This window comes from Algoriphagus locisalis (genome assembly GCF_900116615.1).
Classification (GTDB): Bacteria; Bacteroidota; Bacteroidia; order Cytophagales; family Cyclobacteriaceae; genus Algoriphagus; species Algoriphagus locisalis.
Genome location: NZ_FPBF01000006.1, coordinates 282,235 through 304,106, shown reverse-complemented (window position 1 = coordinate 304,106; position 21,872 = coordinate 282,235). Strand labels below are relative to the sequence as shown.

Annotated in this window: 22 protein-coding genes; 4 read left to right on the top strand and 18 right to left on the bottom strand. The window is 41.9% G+C overall.

The genetic code is table 11. The features are described 5' to 3' along the window. Position 1 precedes the first annotated feature (1 nt). The 8 genes from BM386_RS17385 to BM386_RS17350 form a co-directional block, all read right to left on the bottom strand. Complete coding sequence (locus BM386_RS17385; protein WP_091696588.1) at positions 2 to 271, bottom strand: DUF493 family protein; 270 nt, start codon at positions 269 to 271, stop codon at positions 2 to 4. An 89-nt stretch (positions 272 to 360) separates the two neighbouring features. Further along, positions 361 to 2,472 (bottom strand): peptidylprolyl isomerase, encoded by a 2,112-nt coding sequence (locus tag BM386_RS17380; protein ID WP_091696586.1) that lies wholly within the window; start codon positions 2,470 to 2,472, stop codon positions 361 to 363. Between the two features lie 84 nt (positions 2,473 to 2,556). Next, positions 2,557 to 3,834 (bottom strand): hemolysin family protein, encoded by a 1,278-nt coding sequence (locus tag BM386_RS17375; RefSeq protein WP_091696584.1) that lies wholly within the window; start codon positions 3,832 to 3,834, stop codon positions 2,557 to 2,559. 2 nt (positions 3,835 to 3,836) lie between these two features. Then, positions 3,837 to 4,046, bottom strand: a complete 210-nt coding sequence (locus BM386_RS17370; RefSeq protein WP_091696583.1) for a hypothetical protein — start codon at positions 4,044 to 4,046, stop codon at positions 3,837 to 3,839. Positions 4,047 to 4,120: 74 nt separating this feature from the next. Further along, the gene (lptC, locus tag BM386_RS17365; RefSeq protein WP_244545557.1) at positions 4,121 to 4,666 is read right to left on the bottom strand and encodes an LPS export ABC transporter periplasmic protein LptC; all 546 of its coding nucleotides are present in this window, start codon (positions 4,664 to 4,666) and stop codon (positions 4,121 to 4,123) included. 82 nt (positions 4,667 to 4,748) lie between these two features. Then, on the bottom strand, positions 4,749 to 6,050 hold the full coding sequence (locus BM386_RS17360; protein WP_091696762.1) for a hypothetical protein: 1,302 nt from the start codon (positions 6,048 to 6,050) through the stop codon (positions 4,749 to 4,751). A gap of 93 nt (positions 6,051 to 6,143) precedes the next feature. Continuing rightward, the gene (gene bamG, locus BM386_RS17355; protein ID WP_091696581.1) at positions 6,144 to 7,427 is read right to left on the bottom strand and encodes a BamG family beta-barrel-assembly machinery protein; all 1,284 of its coding nucleotides are present in this window, start codon (positions 7,425 to 7,427) and stop codon (positions 6,144 to 6,146) included. Then, positions 7,417 to 8,133, bottom strand: a complete 717-nt coding sequence (locus BM386_RS17350; protein ID WP_091696580.1) for a type III pantothenate kinase — start codon at positions 8,131 to 8,133, stop codon at positions 7,417 to 7,419. The genes bamG and BM386_RS17350 overlap by 11 nt, the downstream gene beginning before the upstream one ends. A 104-nt stretch (positions 8,134 to 8,237) precedes the next feature. Between BM386_RS17350 and BM386_RS17345 the strand changes: the two genes are divergently transcribed. From BM386_RS17345 to BM386_RS17335, 3 genes are all read left to right on the top strand, one after another. Next, the gene (locus tag BM386_RS17345; protein WP_091696578.1) at positions 8,238 to 9,311 is read left to right on the top strand and encodes an anhydro-N-acetylmuramic acid kinase; all 1,074 of its coding nucleotides are present in this window, start codon (positions 8,238 to 8,240) and stop codon (positions 9,309 to 9,311) included. A 71-nt stretch (positions 9,312 to 9,382) separates the two neighbouring features. Further along, positions 9,383 to 10,609 (top strand): Glu/Leu/Phe/Val dehydrogenase dimerization domain-containing protein, encoded by a 1,227-nt coding sequence (locus BM386_RS17340; protein WP_091696576.1) that lies wholly within the window; start codon positions 9,383 to 9,385, stop codon positions 10,607 to 10,609. A gap of 181 nt (positions 10,610 to 10,790) precedes the next feature. Further along, on the top strand, positions 10,791 to 12,311 hold the full coding sequence (locus tag BM386_RS17335) for a sodium:proton antiporter (protein WP_091696574.1): 1,521 nt from the start codon (positions 10,791 to 10,793) through the stop codon (positions 12,309 to 12,311). 3 nt (positions 12,312 to 12,314) lie between these two features. Here the strand turns inward: BM386_RS17335 and BM386_RS17330 are convergent, their stop codons facing one another. Beyond that, a complete protein-coding gene (locus BM386_RS17330) occupies positions 12,315 to 12,902 on the bottom strand; it encodes a DNA-3-methyladenine glycosylase I (protein ID WP_091696573.1) in 588 nt (195 codons plus the stop codon). An 89-nt stretch (positions 12,903 to 12,991) separates the two neighbouring features. On the opposite strand from BM386_RS17330, the gene alr reads away from it, so the two are divergent. Next, positions 12,992 to 14,146 carry an alanine racemase gene (gene alr, locus BM386_RS17325; RefSeq protein ID WP_091696571.1) on the top strand — a complete coding sequence of 385 codons (1,155 nt, stop codon included), beginning with the start codon at positions 12,992 to 12,994 and terminating at the stop codon, positions 14,144 to 14,146. Here the strand turns inward: alr and purU are convergent. From purU to rfbC, 9 genes are all read right to left on the bottom strand, one after another. Next, entirely contained in the window at positions 14,143 to 14,997 is an 855-nt protein-coding gene (gene purU / locus BM386_RS17320) for a formyltetrahydrofolate deformylase (RefSeq protein ID WP_091696569.1), read from the bottom strand. The genes alr and purU overlap by 4 nt on opposite strands. Before the next feature lie 94 nt (positions 14,998 to 15,091). Then, entirely contained in the window at positions 15,092 to 15,364 is a 273-nt protein-coding gene (locus BM386_RS17315; protein ID WP_091696568.1) for a DUF6966 domain-containing protein, read from the bottom strand. Positions 15,365 to 15,490: 126 nt separating this feature from the next. After that, a complete protein-coding gene (locus BM386_RS17310) occupies positions 15,491 to 16,228 on the bottom strand; it encodes a shikimate dehydrogenase family protein (protein ID WP_091696566.1) in 738 nt (245 codons plus the stop codon). Continuing rightward, a complete protein-coding gene (locus tag BM386_RS17305) occupies positions 16,225 to 17,160 on the bottom strand; it encodes a polyprenyl-phosphate transporter (protein ID WP_091696564.1) in 936 nt (311 codons plus the stop codon). The genes BM386_RS17310 and BM386_RS17305 overlap by 4 nt, the downstream gene beginning before the upstream one ends. A 59-nt stretch (positions 17,161 to 17,219) precedes the next feature. Then, positions 17,220 to 17,990, bottom strand: a complete 771-nt coding sequence (locus BM386_RS17300) for a phosphosulfolactate synthase (RefSeq protein ID WP_091696563.1) — start codon at positions 17,988 to 17,990, stop codon at positions 17,220 to 17,222. A 16-nt stretch (positions 17,991 to 18,006) separates the two neighbouring features. Then, complete coding sequence (locus tag BM386_RS17295) at positions 18,007 to 19,422, bottom strand: tetratricopeptide repeat protein (RefSeq protein ID WP_091696561.1); 1,416 nt, start codon at positions 19,420 to 19,422, stop codon at positions 18,007 to 18,009. A gap of 145 nt (positions 19,423 to 19,567) precedes the next feature. Then, the gene (locus BM386_RS17290) at positions 19,568 to 20,521 is read right to left on the bottom strand and encodes an NAD-dependent epimerase/dehydratase family protein (RefSeq protein WP_091696560.1); all 954 of its coding nucleotides are present in this window, start codon (positions 20,519 to 20,521) and stop codon (positions 19,568 to 19,570) included. Between the two features lie 15 nt (positions 20,522 to 20,536). After that, positions 20,537 to 21,283 carry a tyrosine-protein phosphatase gene (locus BM386_RS17285; protein ID WP_091696558.1) on the bottom strand — a complete coding sequence of 249 codons (747 nt, stop codon included), beginning with the start codon at positions 21,281 to 21,283 and terminating at the stop codon, positions 20,537 to 20,539. Beyond that, positions 21,283 to 21,834, bottom strand: a complete 552-nt coding sequence (gene rfbC, locus BM386_RS17280; RefSeq protein ID WP_091696556.1) for a dTDP-4-dehydrorhamnose 3,5-epimerase — start codon at positions 21,832 to 21,834, stop codon at positions 21,283 to 21,285. The genes BM386_RS17285 and rfbC overlap by 1 nt, the downstream gene beginning before the upstream one ends. Positions 21,835 to 21,872 lie beyond the last annotated feature (38 nt).

Genomic DNA, 21,872 nt, shown 5'->3' with positions numbered 1-21,872 from the left:
TTTAAAGTGAGATTAATCCTTCTATTTCGGAAGCTTCCTCGTAGATCTTGATGATCTGATCAGGATCTTTCATCATTGCCTGAATCGTTGCGCTTATGTACTTGCCTCCAGAACTTGCTTTAGTTGTCACTTCATGCTTTGGGAATAGCGCTGCTACTTCATTTTCTTTCCCATTAGGAACTATAAATTTAAACATATAAAGCTGTGGAAATTCCCCACTGGCTTCTAATTTCTCCTTAAAATTTTCCTTGTCGAATTTCTTATTATCCATGGTAGGTTGCTATTGGCAAATTACGTTTCGAATATAAACAAAGAACCCATGCTGTCAGGCATGGGTTCCGATTCTAGTTTCATTCTTTATTAAAAGAATTTATATCGATAATCCTTGACGCCTGCTAGATCCTGCAAAGCCATCATAACGGAATATGTCGTACGCTGAGAAGCATTTTGAGTCAATTGACCTTGGTAAGCCGTATAGTCACCTATCTCGGCAGCTGGAGTCAATGCATTCAATTTACCCACGATCACACCTACGTCCTCGCGGATAGGCTGAGTTATTTCTCCTTGATTCACTCCGAAAATCGCTCCGATGGCACGTGGTGCAAATCCAACACCTGGAATCACATTGGCGCTAAGTTTTAAGTCAGGAATCTCATTCAGAGATGCTGCGTCAGGGAATACTGCTTTCATATCTTCCAAAGAAGTTTTTCCAGCAAGCTTTTCTTTGATCGCTTCAGCTTTTTTCTCATTTCTTACCTGAGCTTCTACCTGCTCTTTTACATCTGCCAACTTCACTTCACCTTCGTCTCTCTTGCTCACTAATGAAGCAACGATATAGGAATTGTCAAGCTCAAATACATCAGAAACCTCACCTGTAGAAGTGCCATCAGCAAATGCCCAACGAATTACTTCTCTGGCGTTTTGAAGATTGTTGATATTTCTAGCGTTGGCATCTACATTGTTTGCCTGAAGAATTCTGTAATTCTCAGTAGTTGCATTTTCAGTGAACTCGTTTCTATTGCCAGCATTAGCCGCAAAAGAATCCGCATTTCTGAAAGCCTCATTGCGAGTAACATCACTTGCTACCAAATCCAACTCTAAGGTAGCTACCTTAGTGTAAGTGGTTTTCGGCATTTCAGTCACCTTGATGATATGGTAGCCATATTCAGTTTCTACTAAGCTTGGAAGAATACCAGGAGCTTTTGCAGCATAAGCAGCATCAGCAAATTCTGTTACGAAATCAGCTTTAGCAAACCACCCAAGATCTCCACCAGTCTGAGCAGTACCGTCCTGTCCGTATTGTCTGGCAGCAACTTCAAAGTTTCCATCAGCTTTTACTTGAGCAAGTACTTCTTCAGCCTGCGCCTCAACTGCAGCTTTTCCTGCATCATCCATACCTTCTGTGCTGAATAGGATATGCGAAGCTCTCAATCTCGGAGTTCCCTCATATTGATCAGAGATCTTGTATGAAACGTATGTGGAATTGGCAGTGATGAATGGACCGTAAGTCTCACCAGCCTGAATGTCAGAAACATTATTAGTCAAGTTAGCAGGCAATACATCGCCTGGTCTTACTGTCAAAAATGGAGACTGACCTTCAGAATTTCTCAAGACGAAAAGAGAATCATTCTCTGCATTCTTCAATTCTTCAGTCAACTCATTGATTTGAGAAATAACTTCTGCCGAATCAGCGCCGCTTGGCTGAATGCTAAATGTCACATATTCAAGACTGGCAGCATTTCCTGACTTGAATTTACTTTTATTCTTATCCAGGTAGGCCTGCATTTCACTTTCGGAAACCGTCACATCTGCATCAGATACAGCATAGAAAGGAACGAAAAGAATAGATGCATCAGCAATGGTATTTGCTGCTTTGTACTCTTCTTTAGCTTCAGCTTCGGTAGCAAACTCAGAAGTTGCCAGCATGTTGTCATATTTGATTCTCAATCTAGAATTTGCAAAAAGTTGCTCTTGCTGGTTCCAATATGCCTGCTGAGCCGGATCGGCTGTTTCAAGTGACTGAAGAAAAGTGACCAACTGACTCTTGTCAAACTCACCAGTCTGCGGATTTACCAATTGCTGACGTAATTCAGGAACGATGTTTTTGCCCTGAACCATATCCACCAATTCTGCATCAGAAATAGTCAAGCCTAGCTTCTCATATTCTTCCTTGAACACGCGCTCTACGATCATAGCTTGCCAAGCCTGCTCTCTGATAGAATACATTTCTACTTCGGAAGGAACTCTTCCCGTACGCTGCTGATTAGCAAGTTTGAATTCTTCTACACGAGCGATGTACTCTTCGTAAGTGATGTCTTCACCTGCGATCTCGCCTACGATGTTCTGGCTGCTGCCAAGAAGGGAGGAATTTGGGCTCAATAAATCTCCTCCTAAGAGGAATAAAATCAATCCGCCGGCAATCACGCCGATCATCAGACCAGTCCGTTGTCTAATTTGTTTAATTAACGCCATTATTGTTACTACGCTTTTTTAGAGAGTCGCAAAATAAGAGCATTACTAACGAAATTCAAAATATATTCTGAATCAAACGCTTAACTAGAAAATTCCCGAGCTGTTAATTTTCAAGCGAACAGTCTCAATTCTATGCTCTTGCTTGGTCACAACGGTAAAATTATAGGCTTCAAACGTCACCGATTCCCCCTTCTTTGGAAGGTTCTCAGTAAGCGAAAGAATCAACCCAGATAGGGTCTCAAAGTCTCCTATGGGCAAATCCCAGCCATATTTGTCATTTAGGTAGTCGATTTCATGCCGTGCACTGAGCAAATATTCCTGATCAGATATTTTCTGCTCGATCAGATCATCTGAGTCATACTCGTCTTCTATTTCCCCAAAAATCTCCTCAATAATATCTTCCATAGAAACTATCCCAGAAGTCCCTCCAAACTCATCTACTACCAAAGCCAGGCTTTTTCGCTCCTGAATAAACTGGATGAGCAGCTCATTTGCCAGGGCAGACTCTGGAGCAATGATGATCGGAGTGAGGATTTCCTCGATGGTTTTTGGCTTTTTAAAGAGCTCCAACTGATGGCAGTAGCCGATCACATCATCGATAGATTCCCGATAGACGATCACCTTGGAGTGACCACTCTCTTCGAACACCTGCTTCAATTCCTCGATGGAATCATCCACTTCCACCGACACGATATCAGTGCGGGGCACCATACACTCACGTACACGGACGGTTTTGAATTCTACGGCATTATCAAAAATCTTCGTATCTATCTCCACATGCCCTTCTTCTCTGCCTTTGTGAATATGATTCTGGACAAAGCTGTTCAGGTCAGTGACCGTGAAAACAGGCTTGTCCTCACTGTATTCTAAGCGTAGGATTTTGGTAATAAAAAATCTAGAAAGGCCCACAACCGCCCAAACCACCGGATAAAACAAGATATAAATGATCCAAAAAGGCAGTGAAAAGAAATTCAACATGCTATTTGGGTTCAGCATAAAAAGACTTTTCGGTAAAAACTCAGCGGTAATCAGTACAATAATAGTAGAGATCACCGTCTGCAAAACAAGTACAATCGCATCGTTGGCATAGCCATCCAGCAGCATCCTCAGCGGATCTTCCATCAGATATGCCATGAAAATACCATAGAGCACCAGCATGATGGTGTTGCCCATGAGTGTAGTGCCGATGAACTGCCCTGGACGCTGCACAAACACGCTTAGGATTCTCCCGGTAAGATCCCCTTGCTTATTTTGAAGCTCGATCTGCAGCTTATTGGAGGAAATAAAGGCTATTTCCATCCCCGAAAAAAAGGCAGAAAACAAAAGCGAAAGAATTACATAAATCAGATAATTTACTTCCATAATTAGCGTTTTTTGCCGGGTTTGGCCTTTTTCTTAGGTGTGGGAGGTTCTTCGGGTTTTTGCATTTTGCGGTACTGAAACCAAAATAGTAAAGCTACCGCAAACATAAAAATAGCATAGGAAGCTCCCACTCCGCGGGTGACGGTCTGGTGAATGCCAACTATCATAAGGGCAAGTGAAAGCGATAATAATAATGCGTCAAGTAATTTCATGCTGAATTGTATAGGGAGAAGAAAGCACGGTGTTCTATTTCGTTTATAAAGAAGGTTGCTTCTATCTGATTCATCTAAATCCCGTCTTCAGAAATTGGAAGCTGACTATCTCGGATATTTTTTAAGGAATATTTCGTAAATGTATCATCAGCTTCCATTCCAGACCCATAGAAAAATGTACCACCCTCCTGAACTCTTACAAACTTCTCTGTGTATATTTTTTTCTTATTCGGTTCCCAAAAAAGCTCCTCTGATTGAAGTTTTTGGTCTTTAATCAGATTGTGAACTTGCACATTTCCATCCCCTTTGAAGATGTTTTCCTGCTTAAATAAATAGCCCCGATCAGCTCTCAAGGTTGTGCTGAGTTGACCATCTTTTTCAAAAATCTGTATCTCTATTCCCTCAGGAAACTCCATGTTTCCATTGGCAAATTCCAGCTGCTTTGGGGCTTTGATTTCTGATCGGACTATGGCAGAATCACTCTGTATCAGGTGAAAATTGGTACTCATGTTCGTTGGGCCCTCATACATTTCCAGTAAAGAGGCATCCACATCCTCCCTGCAGGAGCTGTTGATAAAAAGGAAACACAAGAATAAAAATGAAATTATGCTAGTCTTCACGGCTCAAAGATACTTGAAAATTGCTTTAGTCTATAAATGAAAAAAGGCAGCCCGAAGACTGCCTTTTATCTTACTAATTATATTAATCTCTTGTAGCTAAGGTGACAGTCTCGCCTATCCAACATCCGGTGTTTACCGTCTGGCCAACTTGCATACCTTCAGTGAATAACTCTTCTTTGGAAGGGAATCTTGATCTTGCATTTGCCATTCCTGAAGAATCACCAGCTTTCTGATAGGCATTATAAGCTGCGATGTAGATAGAATAATCTTTCACACGGCTATTACCAGCCCTACAATCATTGAAAGAGTTCATATACATACCGGCAATCATGGAGTATATATCTGACGTTCTGGACGGATCAAGGTTAGCAGCTTCTTTCGCCGCAGCTCTTGCAGCAGATTTTTTGCCTTGCTTGGCATAGATCTTAGAAAGCTCCATCTGAGCATCTGCCTTCTGCGTATCATTCTCAGCTAGACTCAAAGCCTGATTCCACATTTCTTCAGCTTTTTCAGCATCATCATTCTGCATATATCTCATTGCAATTACCTGAGAGGTAGAGAAAGAAGGCTCTTTGGCATGCTTCATTTCTAATGCTTGCAAGAATGCATTGGAAGAGAAACATTTGTATTGTACAGAATATTTGAAGATCTGGTCGGCAAGTTGCTCATTGGTAGGATCAGCTGCCAGTTTTGGTCCCATTGTATTTTCAATGAAATCGCAATCAATTAGCTCCATAGCGACAAGTAAAGTCTCAAGCGTAGATTTTTGACTGGAAACGTCAGTTCCTTTAGCAGCTTCCTCATCTAGCATTTTATTGATTTTATCATAAATGGAAAGAATCTCTTCACCTGTATAAGCTTGGTGATAAGCATAATTTCTATAGACAAGGTCAAAGTAAGCTGCAGTTAATTGATAGTTAATAGTACCATTGAGCTCCATTGCCTTTTCGAAATCAGCAATAGGGCCTTCTAACATATCCTTATCGCCTTTATAGTACTGATAACCGTAATAGGCTTTATTTTCTATCCAATTTTTCTCATTGTCATAAATTTCACCCCTCTTATTGAAGAGTGTAATAACTGAGTCCTGATATATTCTTTTTTGGGCTTCGTCTTCTGTAACTTTAGAAGCGGCATCGTATATTTTAACGCCATTCTGGTAAATGGACTCATTCAGCTCAGGCACGTTCACTAGCAACCAATGAAGTGGGTGAGTAGCTTCCACTGGTTGATCAGAATTCATGAAATCAGTGTAAGCTGCGTTTAATTCTCTCGCTTTAGCTTCTTGAGCTGGATCAGATGGAAAATTCCATCCCTCTTGAGCTTGGACCATGCCGGCTAGAAGCAGGGCCCCTAGGCCCAGGATTGTAGATTTAATTTTCATTTTCATAATGGTTTAATTCGGCACAATTTAATCTTCATGTCTAAATCCAAGATTTCGGATTTAACCATTTTGATTTATGGTTTGGTTAATTAATTATTCAAATACTCGCTTGAAGAACCAACTGTTATCGTTCAATGATAAACCTAAAGTTACGTTCACATAGTTCTCTCGGATCAGGCCATTTTCAGTAGTTCCCCGCTGACCTACCTTCACCGCGAAATTCACTAACGAAAGTTGATTTACAGGAAGTGAAGCTCCAAAGTTAATGCCAAGGTCATTGATCGTAGTCGCGTTCAAGTAATATGGCGTCTGCTGATACTCCAACCCGACTCTATAAAATCCTCTTTTAAGTGGGTTGTCTATGTTTAGGTAATCAGGTGTAAACTGGAATCCCAAACCTAACTTAATTGCCTCCTGTAATCTCAGCGGATCATCGAGCAAAGATCTGAACTTTTTAAAGTCCTGATATTGGCCTTCCAGTCCGATCACAAATTTGTTATTTTTTTCATAAGAAACCCCGAATCCGTAGCGATTAGGGATATAAATGCTGCCCGGTTCGTCGTTGGAAATCAAGTCTCCATCTGAATCCGGATCGCTAGCTTGGCCAAATGCCGCGAGCTTGGCAAAGGCTTTTCCATTAACATCCCCTAAATGCTGATAAATGGCACCCATATGGAGCTTGCTCTTTTCGGTCAAAGGAATGAAGTAATAAGCACCCGCTTTTATCCCAATATCACTAACTGTTAATCTTTCATAATATTCTGTGGTGGTTCCTACTGGCTCTCCTTCTTCACTAAAAAGTGACAGCTGATCCGTGCGAATTGTTGACCCAAAAAGATAAGATCCTGTCACGCCAACACTCAAGTTCTTGGCAACAACCATCCCCATCGTGAGATATGCTTCAGAAATTCCTCCGTCACCTTCGATAAAATTGTATGCCTCCACATCTGCATTCGCTACCGGACTTTCTATCAGCAAGCGGTAGTTCACACTGGTGATTTGATTCAAGCCTAAGCCAACGGTAAACTTATTCGCTTTCACAGGAAGAGAAAACGCTAAATAAGATAAGCCTCCGCCATCTACATCCGAGGATTCTGATCCGTTATTGGCAGCTATTCTTTTATAGTTCAGAGCCGCTTCAAAATTAAAAATCGTGTTTTTGGTAGAAAGAGCTGGGTTGACAGTGTTTGGGTTCCAAAGTGTACCGTAACTTATACCAAGCCCCCCCATTGCCTGATTATTGGTAAGACCGGAATAATTAAATTCTCCTATGCCTAACGCACTATAAGTAGAAGCACTGGACTGAGCCTGGGACTCTGTAAATAAGAAAAGGGTGCATAGTACACCCAGCAATTGCAATTTGATTTTACTCAACATTGTGGTTTAGAATAGAATTCAATCCGTAAAGGACCAAATTTGGGACTACAAATATGAGGTCTTTTGCCAATGAATCAAAAGATTGGGCGTCTCCACCACAAACAAAGACCTCAATTTCTGGAAATTTTTTAGTGTATGCTTCTATTTGGCCTAGTATTTCAAACTCAATTCCATACCAAATACCGACCTGCATACAGGTGATGGTATTGTTGCCAATAAGCTCGGCAGGCCTTTCACTAAGGTTCACCAGGGGTAACCTCGCCGTTTGTTCGTGCATGGCCTTCGCACGCATAGCCAGCCCTGGACTGATCGCTCCACCTAGATAGGAGTTTTCTTCATCGATTAGATCAAAAGTAATACAAGTTCCCAAGTCTATAGCGAGAACCGGCCCTTTTCCACTAATTGCCCAAGCGCCAACTGCTCCTGCAATTCGGTCCAAACCTAAACTTGCTGGGGTGCCGTAGGCGTTGTGAACCCTAAGCTTTGTTTCTGGAGTAAAGTATTTAAAGTGGAAGGGAATCAAGTCTAGTAATTCTTCCTGACTCCATCTCACAGAACTGACCAAACAATGATCAAATGATAGTGAAATCCAACACGTTAAGGCATTTTCAAGCCTATCGAAAACATCTTCCTTGAGTAGCAAATTTCCTTCGAAAAGTGCCGACTTAATTCTCGTATTTCCTATATCTATGATAAGATTAGCCATTCAGTCTAGTTAACGCTTCGCAAAATAGCCAATCAAAAAAAGTACTGTGTTTTATACTTGTTAATTTATCTTTGAGCAAGTCGTTACTTAACAAACTTTAACCCATGCCCCCTACCCAATACACCATGATCGGATTGATGTCCGGCACCTCCGGAGATGGATTAGACCTTGCCTATTGCAGCTATGAACTTTATGATCAGTGGTCTTACGAGATTCTAGATGCCGTTACCTTTCCTTTTCCGAAGGAATTAGGAAAGCAGCTCATGAATTGTCATACCCTTTCGGCACTGGAACTCGCACTTCTGGATGTTGATTTTGGAAAATGGATGGGTGAAAAAGTGAAAGAATACTGTGGCGAAAAGCAAATCAAGCCCTTGGCAGTATGCTCTCATGGGCATACGGTTTTTCACCAACCGGCAAAGGGACTTAGTCTGCAGATTGGCAATGGCTGGGCTCTTCATCAGGCTTCAGGGCAAAAAGTCATCAATGATTTCCGGATGCTGGACGTGCAGCTCGGCGGGCAGGGAGCGCCGCTGGTTCCCATTGGCGACCAGTTTCTTTTTCCTACCGTTGACTTTTGTATCAACTTAGGCGGGATTGCAAATATCAGCATGGAAGCAGGCGGAGAAAGAATAGCATTTGATACCTGCCCCTTTAATCTGTTGCTGAATGCTCATGCAAAACTGCTGGGTGCTGAATACGACAAAAACGGAGCCTGGGCACGAGAGGGTACTTTTAACAGTAAACTATTTGAGGCCTTAAATTCCCTTCCTTATTACTCTAAATCTGAGGCAAAATCCTTAGGTCGAGAGGATTTGGAGCATGATTTCATGCCTCTTATATCTTCCAGCGGAATTTCCCCAAAAGATATCCTCCGAACATTGGTGGAGCATTATGCTTTCCAGATCGCCAAAGTCATCAAGAGTCAAAAAAGCACTGAACAACCCGCTGTACTAATTTCAGGCGGCGGTGCGTACAACTCACTTTTCATAGACCGACTGGGCGAACATCTTGATAATAAATGGGTTCAAACGGTTGCCTCGCAGAAATTGATTGAATTTAAGGAAGCTTTGATTTTCGGGTTTCTTGGGGTTTTGCGTCTTCGGAATGAAAGTAACTGCTTGGCCTCAGTCACCGGGGCCCAAACTGACTCCAGTGGAGGAGTAATCTATGGCTAACCGCCCGTCAGACTTCATGTAACAACACTGGTTTATTTTTTTAATTTTGCTCAGATATAAACCCAAGTTACATGCAGGAATTACTGAAAAAGTTTGAGAACAAGAAACCAGAAATCACCTTTGAGTGGAGCGATAGCGAATCCGAGGCCGAAGGTTGGGTTGTGATAAATTCTCTAAGAGGTGGAGCTGCCGGAGGCGGCACGCGAATGAGAAAAGGTTTGGATAAGCGCGAGGTTGAATCCCTAGCCAAAACCATGGAGGTGAAGTTTACCGTTTCGGGACCGGCCATAGGCGGGGCAAAGTCAGGGATCAATTTCGACCCGAATGACCCGCGTAAAGATGAAGTGCTTCGACGCTGGTACAAGGCTGTCATTCCTTTGTTGAAAAGCTATTACGGTACTGGAGGCGATCTGAATGTCGATGAAATCCATGAAGTAATACCAATTACAGAATCTTATGGCCTTTGGCACCCTCAGGAAGGTGTGGTCAATGGACACTATCATGCGACTGAACCAGAAAAAATCCGGAAAATCGGACAGCTAAGACAGGGTGTATCGAAAGTGCTCGAAGATCCGCACTTTACGCCAAATGGTCCAAAAAAATATACCGTAGCAGATATGATTACGGGATTTGGCGTGGCAGAAGCCGTCCGGCACTATTACACTATTTGGGGAGGAGACATCAAAGGGAAACGCGCTGTGATTCAGGGTTGGGGAAATGTAGGCGCAGCAGCGGCCTGTTTCTTAGCAGTGGAAGGAGTGAAAATAGTAGGGATTATCGATCGGGATGGAGGAGTGATTAATGAAGAAGGGTACTCTCTGGACGAAGTGCGCGAGCTTTTCCTCAATAGAAAGGGAAATAAACTTGTAGCGGAAAATCAATTGAGCTTTGACGAGATCAATGAAAAAATATGGGATTTGAAAAGTGAAATTTTCATTCCGGCGGCTTCCTCCAGACTGATCACTCAAGACCAAGCGGAGCGGATGGTAAATTCAGGTTTGGAAGTTATTTCATGTGGCGCAAATGTACCGTTTGCTGATCCCGAGATTTTCTTTGGACCTATTGGAGTTTGGACTGATCAACGCGTTTCTGTCATTCCTGATTTCATTGCAAACTGTGGGATGGCAAGAGTATTTGCCTATCTGATGACTGATAACGCAGAAGTCACCGACATGGCCATATTTACAGACGTCAGCTCGACAATAGAAAAAGCCTTAATGGATGTACATGCTAAGAATCCTGAAAAAGTTAAACTAGCTGAAAACTCCTTTAATATAGCTTTAGCACAACTCGTGTAAAATCATACTTTCCCTTTCACCTGATGGAGTTAATTTTTGATTAATTCCATCAGGATAGCGCATTTCGATTGTGCTGTATCAGGCAAAATCTGTAGTTTAGCAGAAGCCTGCGTCGGACATCAACAATTAATTATTTGCTTAAATTAACCGAAAAGAACCCCCTGTTTACCAATTTAGCCTAATGAAGAATTTTATCTTTAGTTTCTCCATACTTTTCGGAATCTTATTTTTAGGTGGACTAGACACGCAGCGCACCTATGCTCAATCCAGTGACGCTGAGACAGTTTACCTAGCGCAGGTGGATCAAGTAGATGCAGATCAAGTCGGTGTCCATGAAGATCTGGTGGAAGAAGCAGTAGAGGAAGAGCATCACGTAGCTCCACTTTGGCTGGTAATCCCATTTGTGGCTTTACTGTTGATGATTGCCACTGGCCCGTTGTTTTATGAGCATTTTTGGCACCACAATTATCCTAAAATTGCCGTTGGATTCGCCTTGCTGGTCGTTTTCTACTATTTATTTATACTTGGAAATGTCCACGCACCGGTCCACGCCTTAGCCGAATACATTCAATTCATAGCGCTTCTCGCATCCTTGTATATAGCGTCAGGAGGAATCTTGATAGAAATAGACAAAAAAGCTACTCCATTTGCCAATGTTTCTTTATTGCTCATTGGAGCTTTGATCTCTAATCTGATCGGAACCACTGGAGCTTCCATGCTATTGATCCGTCCATTTATCCGATTAAATAAAGGCAATATTCAGGCTTACCATATCATTTTCTTCATTTTCATGGTAAGTAATATAGGCGGATCACTTACCCCAATCGGAGACCCGCCACTTTTCTTGGGTTTTCTGAAAGGCATACCTTTCTTCTGGACTTTAGAGCATAACTGGCCAGCATGGATATTTGCTTTAGTTCTTCTCGCGAGTGCATTCTATTTCGTGGACAAAAAATTTGGCAGAGCTGCTGATGACTCTGAGCTTGAAGAAACTACCTATACCAATAAAATGTCACTGATCGGAGTCAAAAACTTCGGCTGGCTTTTCATTATAATCTGCTCGGTATTTCTTGATCCAAATGTAATAGAGGGTGTTCCGGCGATCGTCTATGACGGCCAAAAATTCTCCTACATCAGAGAAATCATCATGCTTTCTGTTGCCTTCTTTTCCTATAGATTTGCTGATAAGCGAGCCATCAAAGGCAATGAATTCAACTTCGAACCCATTCGTGAAGTGGCTTTCATTTTCGTGGGCATATTTGGTACCATGATGCCAGCGCTAGAGCTTGTGGGTGCTTTTGCCAAATCACCAGATGGAGCTGCTATGATCACTCATAACACCTTGTATTGGGGCACAGGAGTTCTCTCGGGATTCCTGGATAATGCGCCCACTTACCTGAACTTCCTAGCGGCAGCCATGGCATCGAAAGGTGCATCCATCAGTAATATCGAGGAGGTTCGCCAATTTGCAGCTGACGGATACCATGACTCAGCATTTGAATTGATGGCGATTGCAATCGCATCGGTATTCTTCGGAGCGATGACTTATATAGGAAATGGTCCAAACTTCATGGTGAAGTCTATTGCGGAGCAAAATGGCGTTAAAATGCCTTCCTTCTTTGGCTATATCATCCGATTCTCCCTACCAATTCTCTTGCCTATACTGATTCTTGTCTGGCTGGTCTTCTTTGCTTTCGCTTAAGTTCTAAACCTCGCTAAATCGAAAGCAGGATTCCAGATGGTCATTGTAAAGCCCAGTTGCCTGCATGTGTGCATAAACTGTGGTGCTGCCGAGAAACTTAAATCCACGTTTTTTCAAATCTTTGGCAAGCAAATCAGATTCCTTGGTTGTTGCCTGAGCTTCGCTCATGGAAGCGAGTCGGTTTTGAATCGGTTTCCCGCCCACAAAGCCCCAGATGTACTTGGAAAAGGATCCAAATTCCTGCTGTACTTCCATAAATCGCTGTGCATTATTGATGGCGGCGCGGATTTTCAGGGCATTCCTGATTATTCCAGGATCCTGAAGCAATTCCTGCACATAGCTTTCGGGAAATTCGGCAACAACTTTATAGTCAAAGTCTGCAAAGGCTTTGCGATAGCCTTCTCTCTTCTTCAATATGGTAGCCCAGCTCAAGCCTGCCTGAGCAGATTCTAAAATCAAAAATTCAAAATGCACCTTATCGTCATGTACTGGAACGCCCCACTCTGTATCGTGATAGGCTACATATTCTTCGAAACCCAGACACCAGGGACAGCGGGACTTTTGATCAGCTACTTGAAAGGACTTTTTCATTTTTGTCAATTTTAAAAGAATAAAATTAATCAAGAATTGGGATTAGGAGGCAGAGTGCCTTACTTTTTGACTTCAATTGACAGAATAGAATGATTGCCACTTCCTCGCTCGAAATCAGCGCAAAAGCTTACAGACAGAATATCCGCTACATACGCTCAGAAATTGGCCCAGAGCCAACAATTTCTGCTGTGGTGAAAGGAAATGCCTATGGTCATGGAATCTCCCAAATGGTAGAAATAGCCGAAAAAGCAGGAATCAGACATTTCAGTACCTTTAGTTCTGATGAAGCCTGGGAGGTATGGAAAGAGTCAAAGAAAGGATCTGAAATCATGATCCTTGGCATGCTTCACCCCGAGGAAATGGAAGAGTTGATCCGAAAAGGAATCAGCTTCTACGTATTTGATTTCGAAAGACTCCAAAAAGCCATCGGCATTTCTTCCGAAACAGGTATTCAAGCAAAGGTTCACATTGAAGTTGAGACTGGATTTCATAGAACAGGTTTTGATTGGAATCAACGGGAGAAGCTGGCAGAATTACTACTAGAAAATAAGGATAATATTGCTATCGAGGGACTTTGCACCCATTATGCGGGAGCTGAATCAGTAAGTAATTTTGTGCGTGTAAAAAATCAAATTGCCAGATATCATGAGTTTAAGGATTTTTTTAATGCAAAGGGAGTGAGTTTCAGAATCTATCATACTGCTTGTTCGGCGGCTACATTGATTTTCCCGGAAACGATCATGGATATGGTGAGAATTGGGATAGCAGGCTATGGTTTTTGGCCAACCAAAGAGACTTTTTTTGCGAAGCTAAACTCCCTCCCCAAGGGAAATAAAAACCCATTGCGAAGACTGATTACATGGAAGAGCACAGTTATGAGTCTAAAATCCGTGAAAACGGGGGAATTTGTCGGCTATGGCAACAGCTACATGGCTTTGGAAAATATACGTCTTGCCATCGTGCCGGTAGGCTATGGGCACGGCTATAGCAGGCTGTTGAGTAATCAGGGAATGGTACTAATAAGTGGGCAATATTGCCAAGTGGTAGGCACAGTCACTATGAATGCAATCGCGGTGAACATAGGCAAAATCAAAAATTTAAAAGTAGGCGACGAGGTGGTGCTAATCGGGAAGCAAGGCGGAAAAGAAATCACGGTGGCATCTTTTTCAGAATCCACCCAGCAAGTGAACTATGAAATGCTGACGCGCTTGCCGAAAGACATCCCCAGAATAATTATCCCTTAATAAAAAATCACCGTCTTGTTATTGATCGGCATGACCTTGCGATCAATGTGATATTTAATGGCTTTGGAAAGCACTACTTTTTCTACATCCTGTCCGATTTGCACTAGTTCCGCAACGGTATTGTGATGTCTTACCCGAGCCACCTCCTGCTCGATGATGGGACCCGCATCTAGCTCCTCAGTGACGTAATGGGCCGTTGCACCGATGATTTTCACTCCTCTTTCGTAGGCTGCGTGGTATGGCTTGGCTCCTACGAAAGCCGGCAAAAATGAATGGTGAATATTGATAATCCGGTTTGGGAAATGCTGAATAAATTCCGCAGACAAGATCTGCATGTATCTCGCCAGCACAACAAAATCAATCTGATTGGCCTTCATCAATTCCAGTTGATTTGCTTCAGCAGCAGCTTTGGTCTCAGAGGTAATGGGAATGTGGTGAAAAGGAATTCCGAAGGCCTCTACCACTTGCTTAAGCGCAGGATGATTAGACACAATCAAAGGAATATCCACTTCGAGCTGCCCAGCATAATGTCTTCCCAGAATATCAAATAGGCAATGAGAAAGCTTGCTGACAAAAATCGCCATTCTTGGCTTAGGGAAATTGAAATGAAGCTTAAATTCCATCTTAAACCGTTCTCCAACTTCAGACTTGAAGCGCTCCGCGATCTGATCTTTTTCCAGAGAGAAAGTATCCAACTCCCAGGCAGCTCGCATGAAAAACATACCCATTTCCTCATCTACGTGCTGATCTACTTCCAGGATATTACCTTCATAAGAATAAAGGAATCGTGACACTTCCGCTACAATCCCTTTTTGATCGGGACATTGGATGATGAGTATAGCTTTTTTCATGTTTTGCTAAAATTGGCTGATATGGCAAACGATTACTGTCAAATGCGATTTAATGGATTTTTACAGTGTGCTAGATGCTTTTTCAATTTTTTCTTTATCCCCTTTTGACTTCCATTGCCAATTCCCATAGTTGAGTTCTAAGTATGGAAAAATTTTCATTATTGCGAGTAATTTTCGTTAAGTATGTGTCGTTAAATGAATCCATACCACCATACGCTCTAAGAATCTTCGAAACGGAGCTTTCTATATCTTCGCCTAATAAGTTTTTTGCCTCAAGAAACCATTCTGCCCAGTTTTTCTGATTGTCTTCATGCAACAAGGTTATTAGTTTATCTAATATTCTTTCTATCTCACTTATTTCTGTCACTTTCTTTCAGTTGATTGCACCTAAAACTTTAATTTACATTACTTCGGTCACCTGTCTTCGGTCTTCTGTCCAGGTGAGCAAAGAAATTTTGGTTTCTGGCAAGATTGCGGACAATCAGATTAACATTTAAGAATTCCAGATCTCCCAAGAAGCTTCTGCCTGAAGAATTAGCATTTCATACCCATTTTTAGCTTTTCCTCCAGCATCCAGGCAAGCCTGCATCAGGGTAGTAACTGGCGGATTATAAACCAAATCATACACAAAATGAGACGCCGTCAATTGCTCCGAAGGAATGGCTGGCATACCCTCCACATTCGGAAATGTACCTAGTGGAGTGGTATTCACGATCAGATGATAGGTATTCATGATTTCCGGATCTGAAGCTAGGTCATCGTAAGTAATTTGCTCCTCATCTTCCGTTCTGGATACATACAGAAAATCAATATCCAAATCTATCAAAGCCTGTTTAATTGCTTTGGATGCCCCTCCAGTTCCTAAAATCAAGGCTTTTACTTTCGCATCACCTAGCCATGGAGATAGTGAATTCTTGAATCCTATGTAATCGGTATTGTAACCAGTGCGGATCCCATCCTGAATATGAATACAATTAACCGCTCCGATTTCCTCACAGGCTTCTTCGAGATCATCCATCAATGCGATCACATCTTCTTTGTGCGGAATCGTGACATTGATGCCTTCGATTTCTGGATCTTCGTTGAGAATTTCGTCCAGCTCAAAAGCATTCGGAATGTCAAATAATTCATAAGAACAGCCTTCTATTCCTTCCTTTTCAAATTTCTCGGTGAAGAATTTCTTCGAAAAAGAATGCGTAAGTGGATGTCCTATCAGTCCGAATTTCCTCATGATTTCTTTAAATATGCAGCAAGGCGATCAAGTCCAAACACCAATACTATCCCAAAGAGAAAAGCGACTATAGCCAAAAGTAGTTTTGGTTCAAAACCGGTCTGCTCTAAATAGTCACTTGGAAAGAGATTCTTGGTCAAAAATGGCTTTTCTTCCCCACTGGATGAATTTCGCCAGGCTGTGACGATTTTCCAAGGCCAAAGCTTATTGATAGAGCCCAGCATAAAGCCAGAAAGCAGTCCGATGGTAATAGAATAATAGCGCTTCAGCAACCAAGAAATCACTCTACTAAAAGATAGAAGTCCCACCACACAGCCAAAGGCAAAAACAGCCAACGTAACTATATCACGCTCTGAAACTGCTTGCAAAACCTGCTCGTATTTCCCCAAAATCAGCAAAATAAAACTCCCGCTAATTCCGGGCAAAATCATCGCACAGATCGCTATGGCTCCAGCTACAAAAGTAAACCAAAGCGCATCCGGACTGCTTGTAGGAGGCAAATCAGTGATATAATAGGCCGCAACAGTACCGATAATCAGCATAAGCAATACTCCTACAGTCCATTTCTCAATGTCTTTCAGGATCAGAAAAGCAGAGATCAAAATCAATCCGCAGAAAAATGACCAGAGCGGAATGGGGTGCTCGGCCATCAAATAGGTGATAAGCTTGGATAAGGAGAAAATACTGGTCATAATTCCTAGGAGTAAACTAAGCAGAAAAGCTCCATTCACCGCTTTAAAGAATGCTTTGAACTCAAACTTGAGCAAGAGCCTTAGATTCTCCCCATTGAAGGAATTTATACTATCGAGTAGTTCCTCGTAGATCCCCGTAATCAAGGCTATCGAACCGCCAGAAACTCCTGGTACTATATCTGCTGCACCCATAGCCATACCTTTGAGGTAAGTGAGCACATATTTTCTGATAAAATCCATTGGTCAAAAATAAAGGCTGATCGGAATATTCCAATCAGCCTGTAATGAGTTGAGTTGTATTACAATTTGATTTCTCCCAAAAAGTGATCGAATGTATCGCCTCTCAAGCCCAATCGAATTGTCTCTAGAGGAATTACTTCGGAAGGACTGATATTTCCAAGGTTCACATTGGCGCCGATCAGTTTGATAAACCAAACTTGCTGAGATTTGATTGGAGCCTCCCAGATGATTCTTTCTTCAGGAATCTGGGTTAGAATTTCTTCGACTAGGCCTTGTCTTACTTCTCCAGAATCTCTGAAAAGACCTACGTTTCCGCCCTCTCTCGCTTCACCAATTACTTTCCAAGCACCTGCATCCAGTTCAGTCTGCATCTGCTCAATCCACTTATAAGGAGGAATGATCTTAGCAGCATCTTTGGATCCAACTTCGGATAGTACCGTAACTTGCTTGGCTAGTGTAGTTATGTATTCACACTTTTTATCATGATTTAGAGAAATAGACCCATCTGATACCTCAGCGAAAGAAAGATCATATTTATCTAATACTTTTCTGTAATCGTCAAACTGGCCTCTTACAATAAAAGCTTCAAAAAGAGTCCCTCCCAAGTAAACTGGAATTCCAGCTTCCTTATAAATCGCTAGTTTCTCATTCAGGTTTTTGGTTACGTACGAAGTAGCCCACCCAAGTTTAACTATATCTACAAAATCGGAACAACTTTCTACAAAATCTTCTGTGGCACGTAGGCTAAGGCCTTTGTCCATGGCCATGGTAAATCCTTTGGTTCGTGGCTTTTCAGTCCGAACAGGGATATTATTCAGCTCATAATTCATTAGCGAGGTTTTAATGTTAAGACTCGAGGTTTTCCTCTCGATATTGGGCAATAATCTTGTATAAGGCCTTCTGCTGTTTCAGCTCCGGCATCAAATCATACATGATGGTATGCTTTTCGAAGTCCAAAGTTAACCCATTTTCCAAAAATGAAAACGCCTCTTTGTAATTGCCCATTTTGATCAGGTAGACTACCAAGCGATAATACAGCTCAGCTTCCTCCGGCATTTCTTCTATTCCTTCCCGAGTGACGTCTATAGCTTCTTCAAAGCGGTTCTGCTCAAAATATATAAGTGCCAGATTCACATAGGTTTCCAAAATTCCTGGCTCTAGATTAATGGCTTCTTCGTAGGCTTCGGAACTGGCTTGCATATTTCCCAAATTGAATTCTGCATCACCGAGACCTACCCAATAATTTGAATTTTCTTTTGTGAGATTTAACGCTTTTTTGAAATAATGTATGGCCTCAAAGAATTTTTCCTTCTTTAGCATGCACATTCCTAAGCCAAACCAAGCATCGTCGTATTCCTCATCAAACTTCGCGGACTTCTTGAAATACTTGAAAGCCTCATCAATTTTATCCAGCTTCTCATAGGCGGCACCCATGTAGCAGCAATTCTCAGCATTTGCACCTTCACAATTAATCGTGTTTTGGTATGCTTCCAACGCCAACTCATATTGCTGTGTATTCATCAGCGCATTTCCAAGATTGAAATAGGCTGAGGCAAAGGAATCATCAATTATAATCGCATAATCATAGGCTTTGATAGCATCTTCAAATCTACCAAGTCTGTTATAGACCACGCCTAAATTATACCATGCTCCTGCGCTATAGGGATCCTGATCTATGAATTCCTGATAAAAATCCAGTATCTCATCAAAAGAACCTTCTTCCTCAGTGATCATTGCCAACTGAAAAAGTGCGTCTTCGTGATTGATGCGGTTTTTTACGGCTTCTTTGAAATAGTAGCTGGCCTTTTCATTGTTGTTCTGGACACGGTATAGGTTTCCTAAGGAATAAAAAACCTCAGCTTTATCTTCTGCTAAGGGCAGGAAATTCTCCAATAATTCTATCCCATCTTTGGGTGTCCCACTTAAAATATAGGCATTCGCCAACGCAAGAATGATCTCTTCATTGTTCGGCGAAATATTATTGATGTTTTCCAGAATCTCTTGACCTTCTTCCAATTCATCATTGAAAATCAAACATTGGGCTTTCAAGAGCTTAATTTCCACAGAGAAAGGAAATCTTTCCAGGGAAAATTCAGATGCGCGCAACGCTTTCAGAAACTTCTGCTGATCAAAGTAAAATCGGATGATATCTTCCAATTCTTCCTCTTCGAAATAAAGGTCCAGATTGGATTGTAGGGAATTTTCAAATCGCTCTACCAGCTTCTTGTCATTTTCCCAATCGTGATCGTGATCTCCGGTCATTAGGATGCGTTATGGTTTATTTAAGTTACCAATAAATTTGGTCTCTCAAAATCTCGATTTGTTAAATTTTATTTTTGTAGTGAAGAGAAATTGCGTGATCTCTACTCTAGGCTTTTGGAACAAACGAATAGGATCAAAAATAAGTTTACTTTGACCACTCAAAGGTGTCTTCCAGGGAGTGATAAGAGGTCTGAAGTACTTTATTCACTTTGCTATTATCGAAAAAGACTTTTTGCTGAGAAATCATTGCAGTCTTCTTGTTCAGAGGGCTTTTGCTTAATCCGAGTTTTCTGAAAACAGTATTTAGGAATACTACAACCTTGAGCATTACTGGATTTACCGCCTTATTGGGCGTTTTTTTACCAAAGGCCAAAGCCATCTTTTCAAAGAACTCTTTATACGAGATACTTTCATTATTCAGGATAAATCGCTCTCCCCAAGCTTCTTTTTCTACCAATTGCCGCACCTGAGTGGCAGCATCCCGCACATCTATGTAGTTCAAATCTCCCGCTGGGTAATAGGAGTTCTCATCAAGTACGTAATGGTAAATATCTGTGGAGCTTCGGTCATCGCTGATTTTTCCTAGCAAAATGGAAGGATTCACCACGATCAGATCAAGCCCTTCCTGCTCTCCTCTCCACACCTCCAATTCTGCTAAATACTTAGAAACGCCATAATCCGTATTGAGTGGTGTTTCCACCCATTTGAAGTTCTCATCGAGTTGCATCACTTCAGGGCTTCTTCCTATCGCGGCCACGGAGCTCACATGCACTAGCTTTTTTACACCCGTGTTCAGCATGGCATTCACCACATTTTTGGTGCCCTCCGAATTGATTCTATAGAGGCTATCCTTTTCCCTTGAATCAAATGAAACTTTGCCTGCAGCATGTATCACCAAATCGATACCGGACATAGCTTCCTCAAGAGATTCTATATCAGAAAGCTTCCCCTCATGCCAGGTGATAGGAAAACCCACATCATCCAACAGTCTGGTCGAAGAGTTGATTCTACGAAGTCCATGGATCTCTCCCAGACCTGCAAATTCCTTGGCCAAGTAGCTTCCAAACAACCCTGTAATACCTGTGATAAGAATTTTCATTGACTTTTACACAAATCAAAGAGAGGAATTGAGCAAATCGAGTTGCTTGATTTTTTGATACAGTTTTGACTTTGGTAAAGCCTCCATCATATCCAGGTAACGTGGATTGTGGCAGTCTGTTCCAAAAAATCTCACCTGTCCAGTCTCTACCAGCATTTCTCCAAAATCCTTTACCGGTTTGGAGTAAAATCCCGTCAGTGAAAGCATATTCACCTGAAAAAGAATGTTTCTATCCGTCAAATCCTGTAGTAGTCCTTTGTCAGAAATTAGGTATTGATAGCGCTCTGGATGTGCGAGGATAGGTTTGTACCCTGCCATTTCGAGCTGGAAAATAATTTCCAGAAGCATTTGAGGCTTGTTGATAAAGCCCGTCTCAACTAGAATATAATTATCTCCAAACGTGAGAACTTCTTCACCGTCCTTTATTTTTTCGAGGAATATCTCATCCATGTAGTACTCTGCGGCTGCGTCTATTTCTATGGAAATCCCTTCCTTTTTCACCGCTTTACGCAAATCCTCCAATCCCATCCTGATTATCTCTGGAGTATTGCGATAGTACTCTGACATGATATGCGGAGTGGTAATTATTTTGCGCAAGCCGTAATCTGATAGACGTTTGATCAGCTGGAGAGATTCCTCCATGGTCTTGGATCCATCATCAATTCCAGGAATCAAATGCGAATGCATATCTACCTCCAACCAGCTAAGTTCAAGGTCTTCTACCACCTCCGGCTTTCTTTTAAATAGATCTAAAATCCCCATTACAATCCTCCTTCACTAATTTTAAATGCTTCTAAAGTTGGCCAGTCTGCATCTTTCTCTGAGGTAATCGGTACAGCTACTTGCCAATCAATCGCCAAGGTGGGGTCGTTCCAAAGAATTCCACCTTCGCTCGCTTTATTATAATAATTGGAGCATTTGTAAGCGAAAATCGAGTCTTCCAGTACCGAAAAACCATGTGCGAAACCTGCTGGCACATACATCAAATTATTTCTTTGGGAATCGAGAATAGTTTCATATTTCTCCCCAAAGGTCGCTGAGCCTTTCCTCAAATCTACGATCACGTCCAGCACCTTTCCCTGAATGACCCGCACTAATTTTGCCTGTGCATGCTCACCTCGCTGGAAATGTAAGCCACGAACTGTTCCTTTTTGAGAAAAGCTCTGATTGTCTTGCACCCATCCGTGAGCTACCCCTTCAGCTTGTAGCCAATCTTCTCGGTAAGATTCAAAGAAATATCCTCTTTGATCTTCAAAAATTCTAGGAAAAATCTCTAACACGCCTGCTAAGGGTGCTTTTATTAGTTGGGCCATTAGGTGACTGTTAATGCTGGCATTAAAGGGCAAAATAA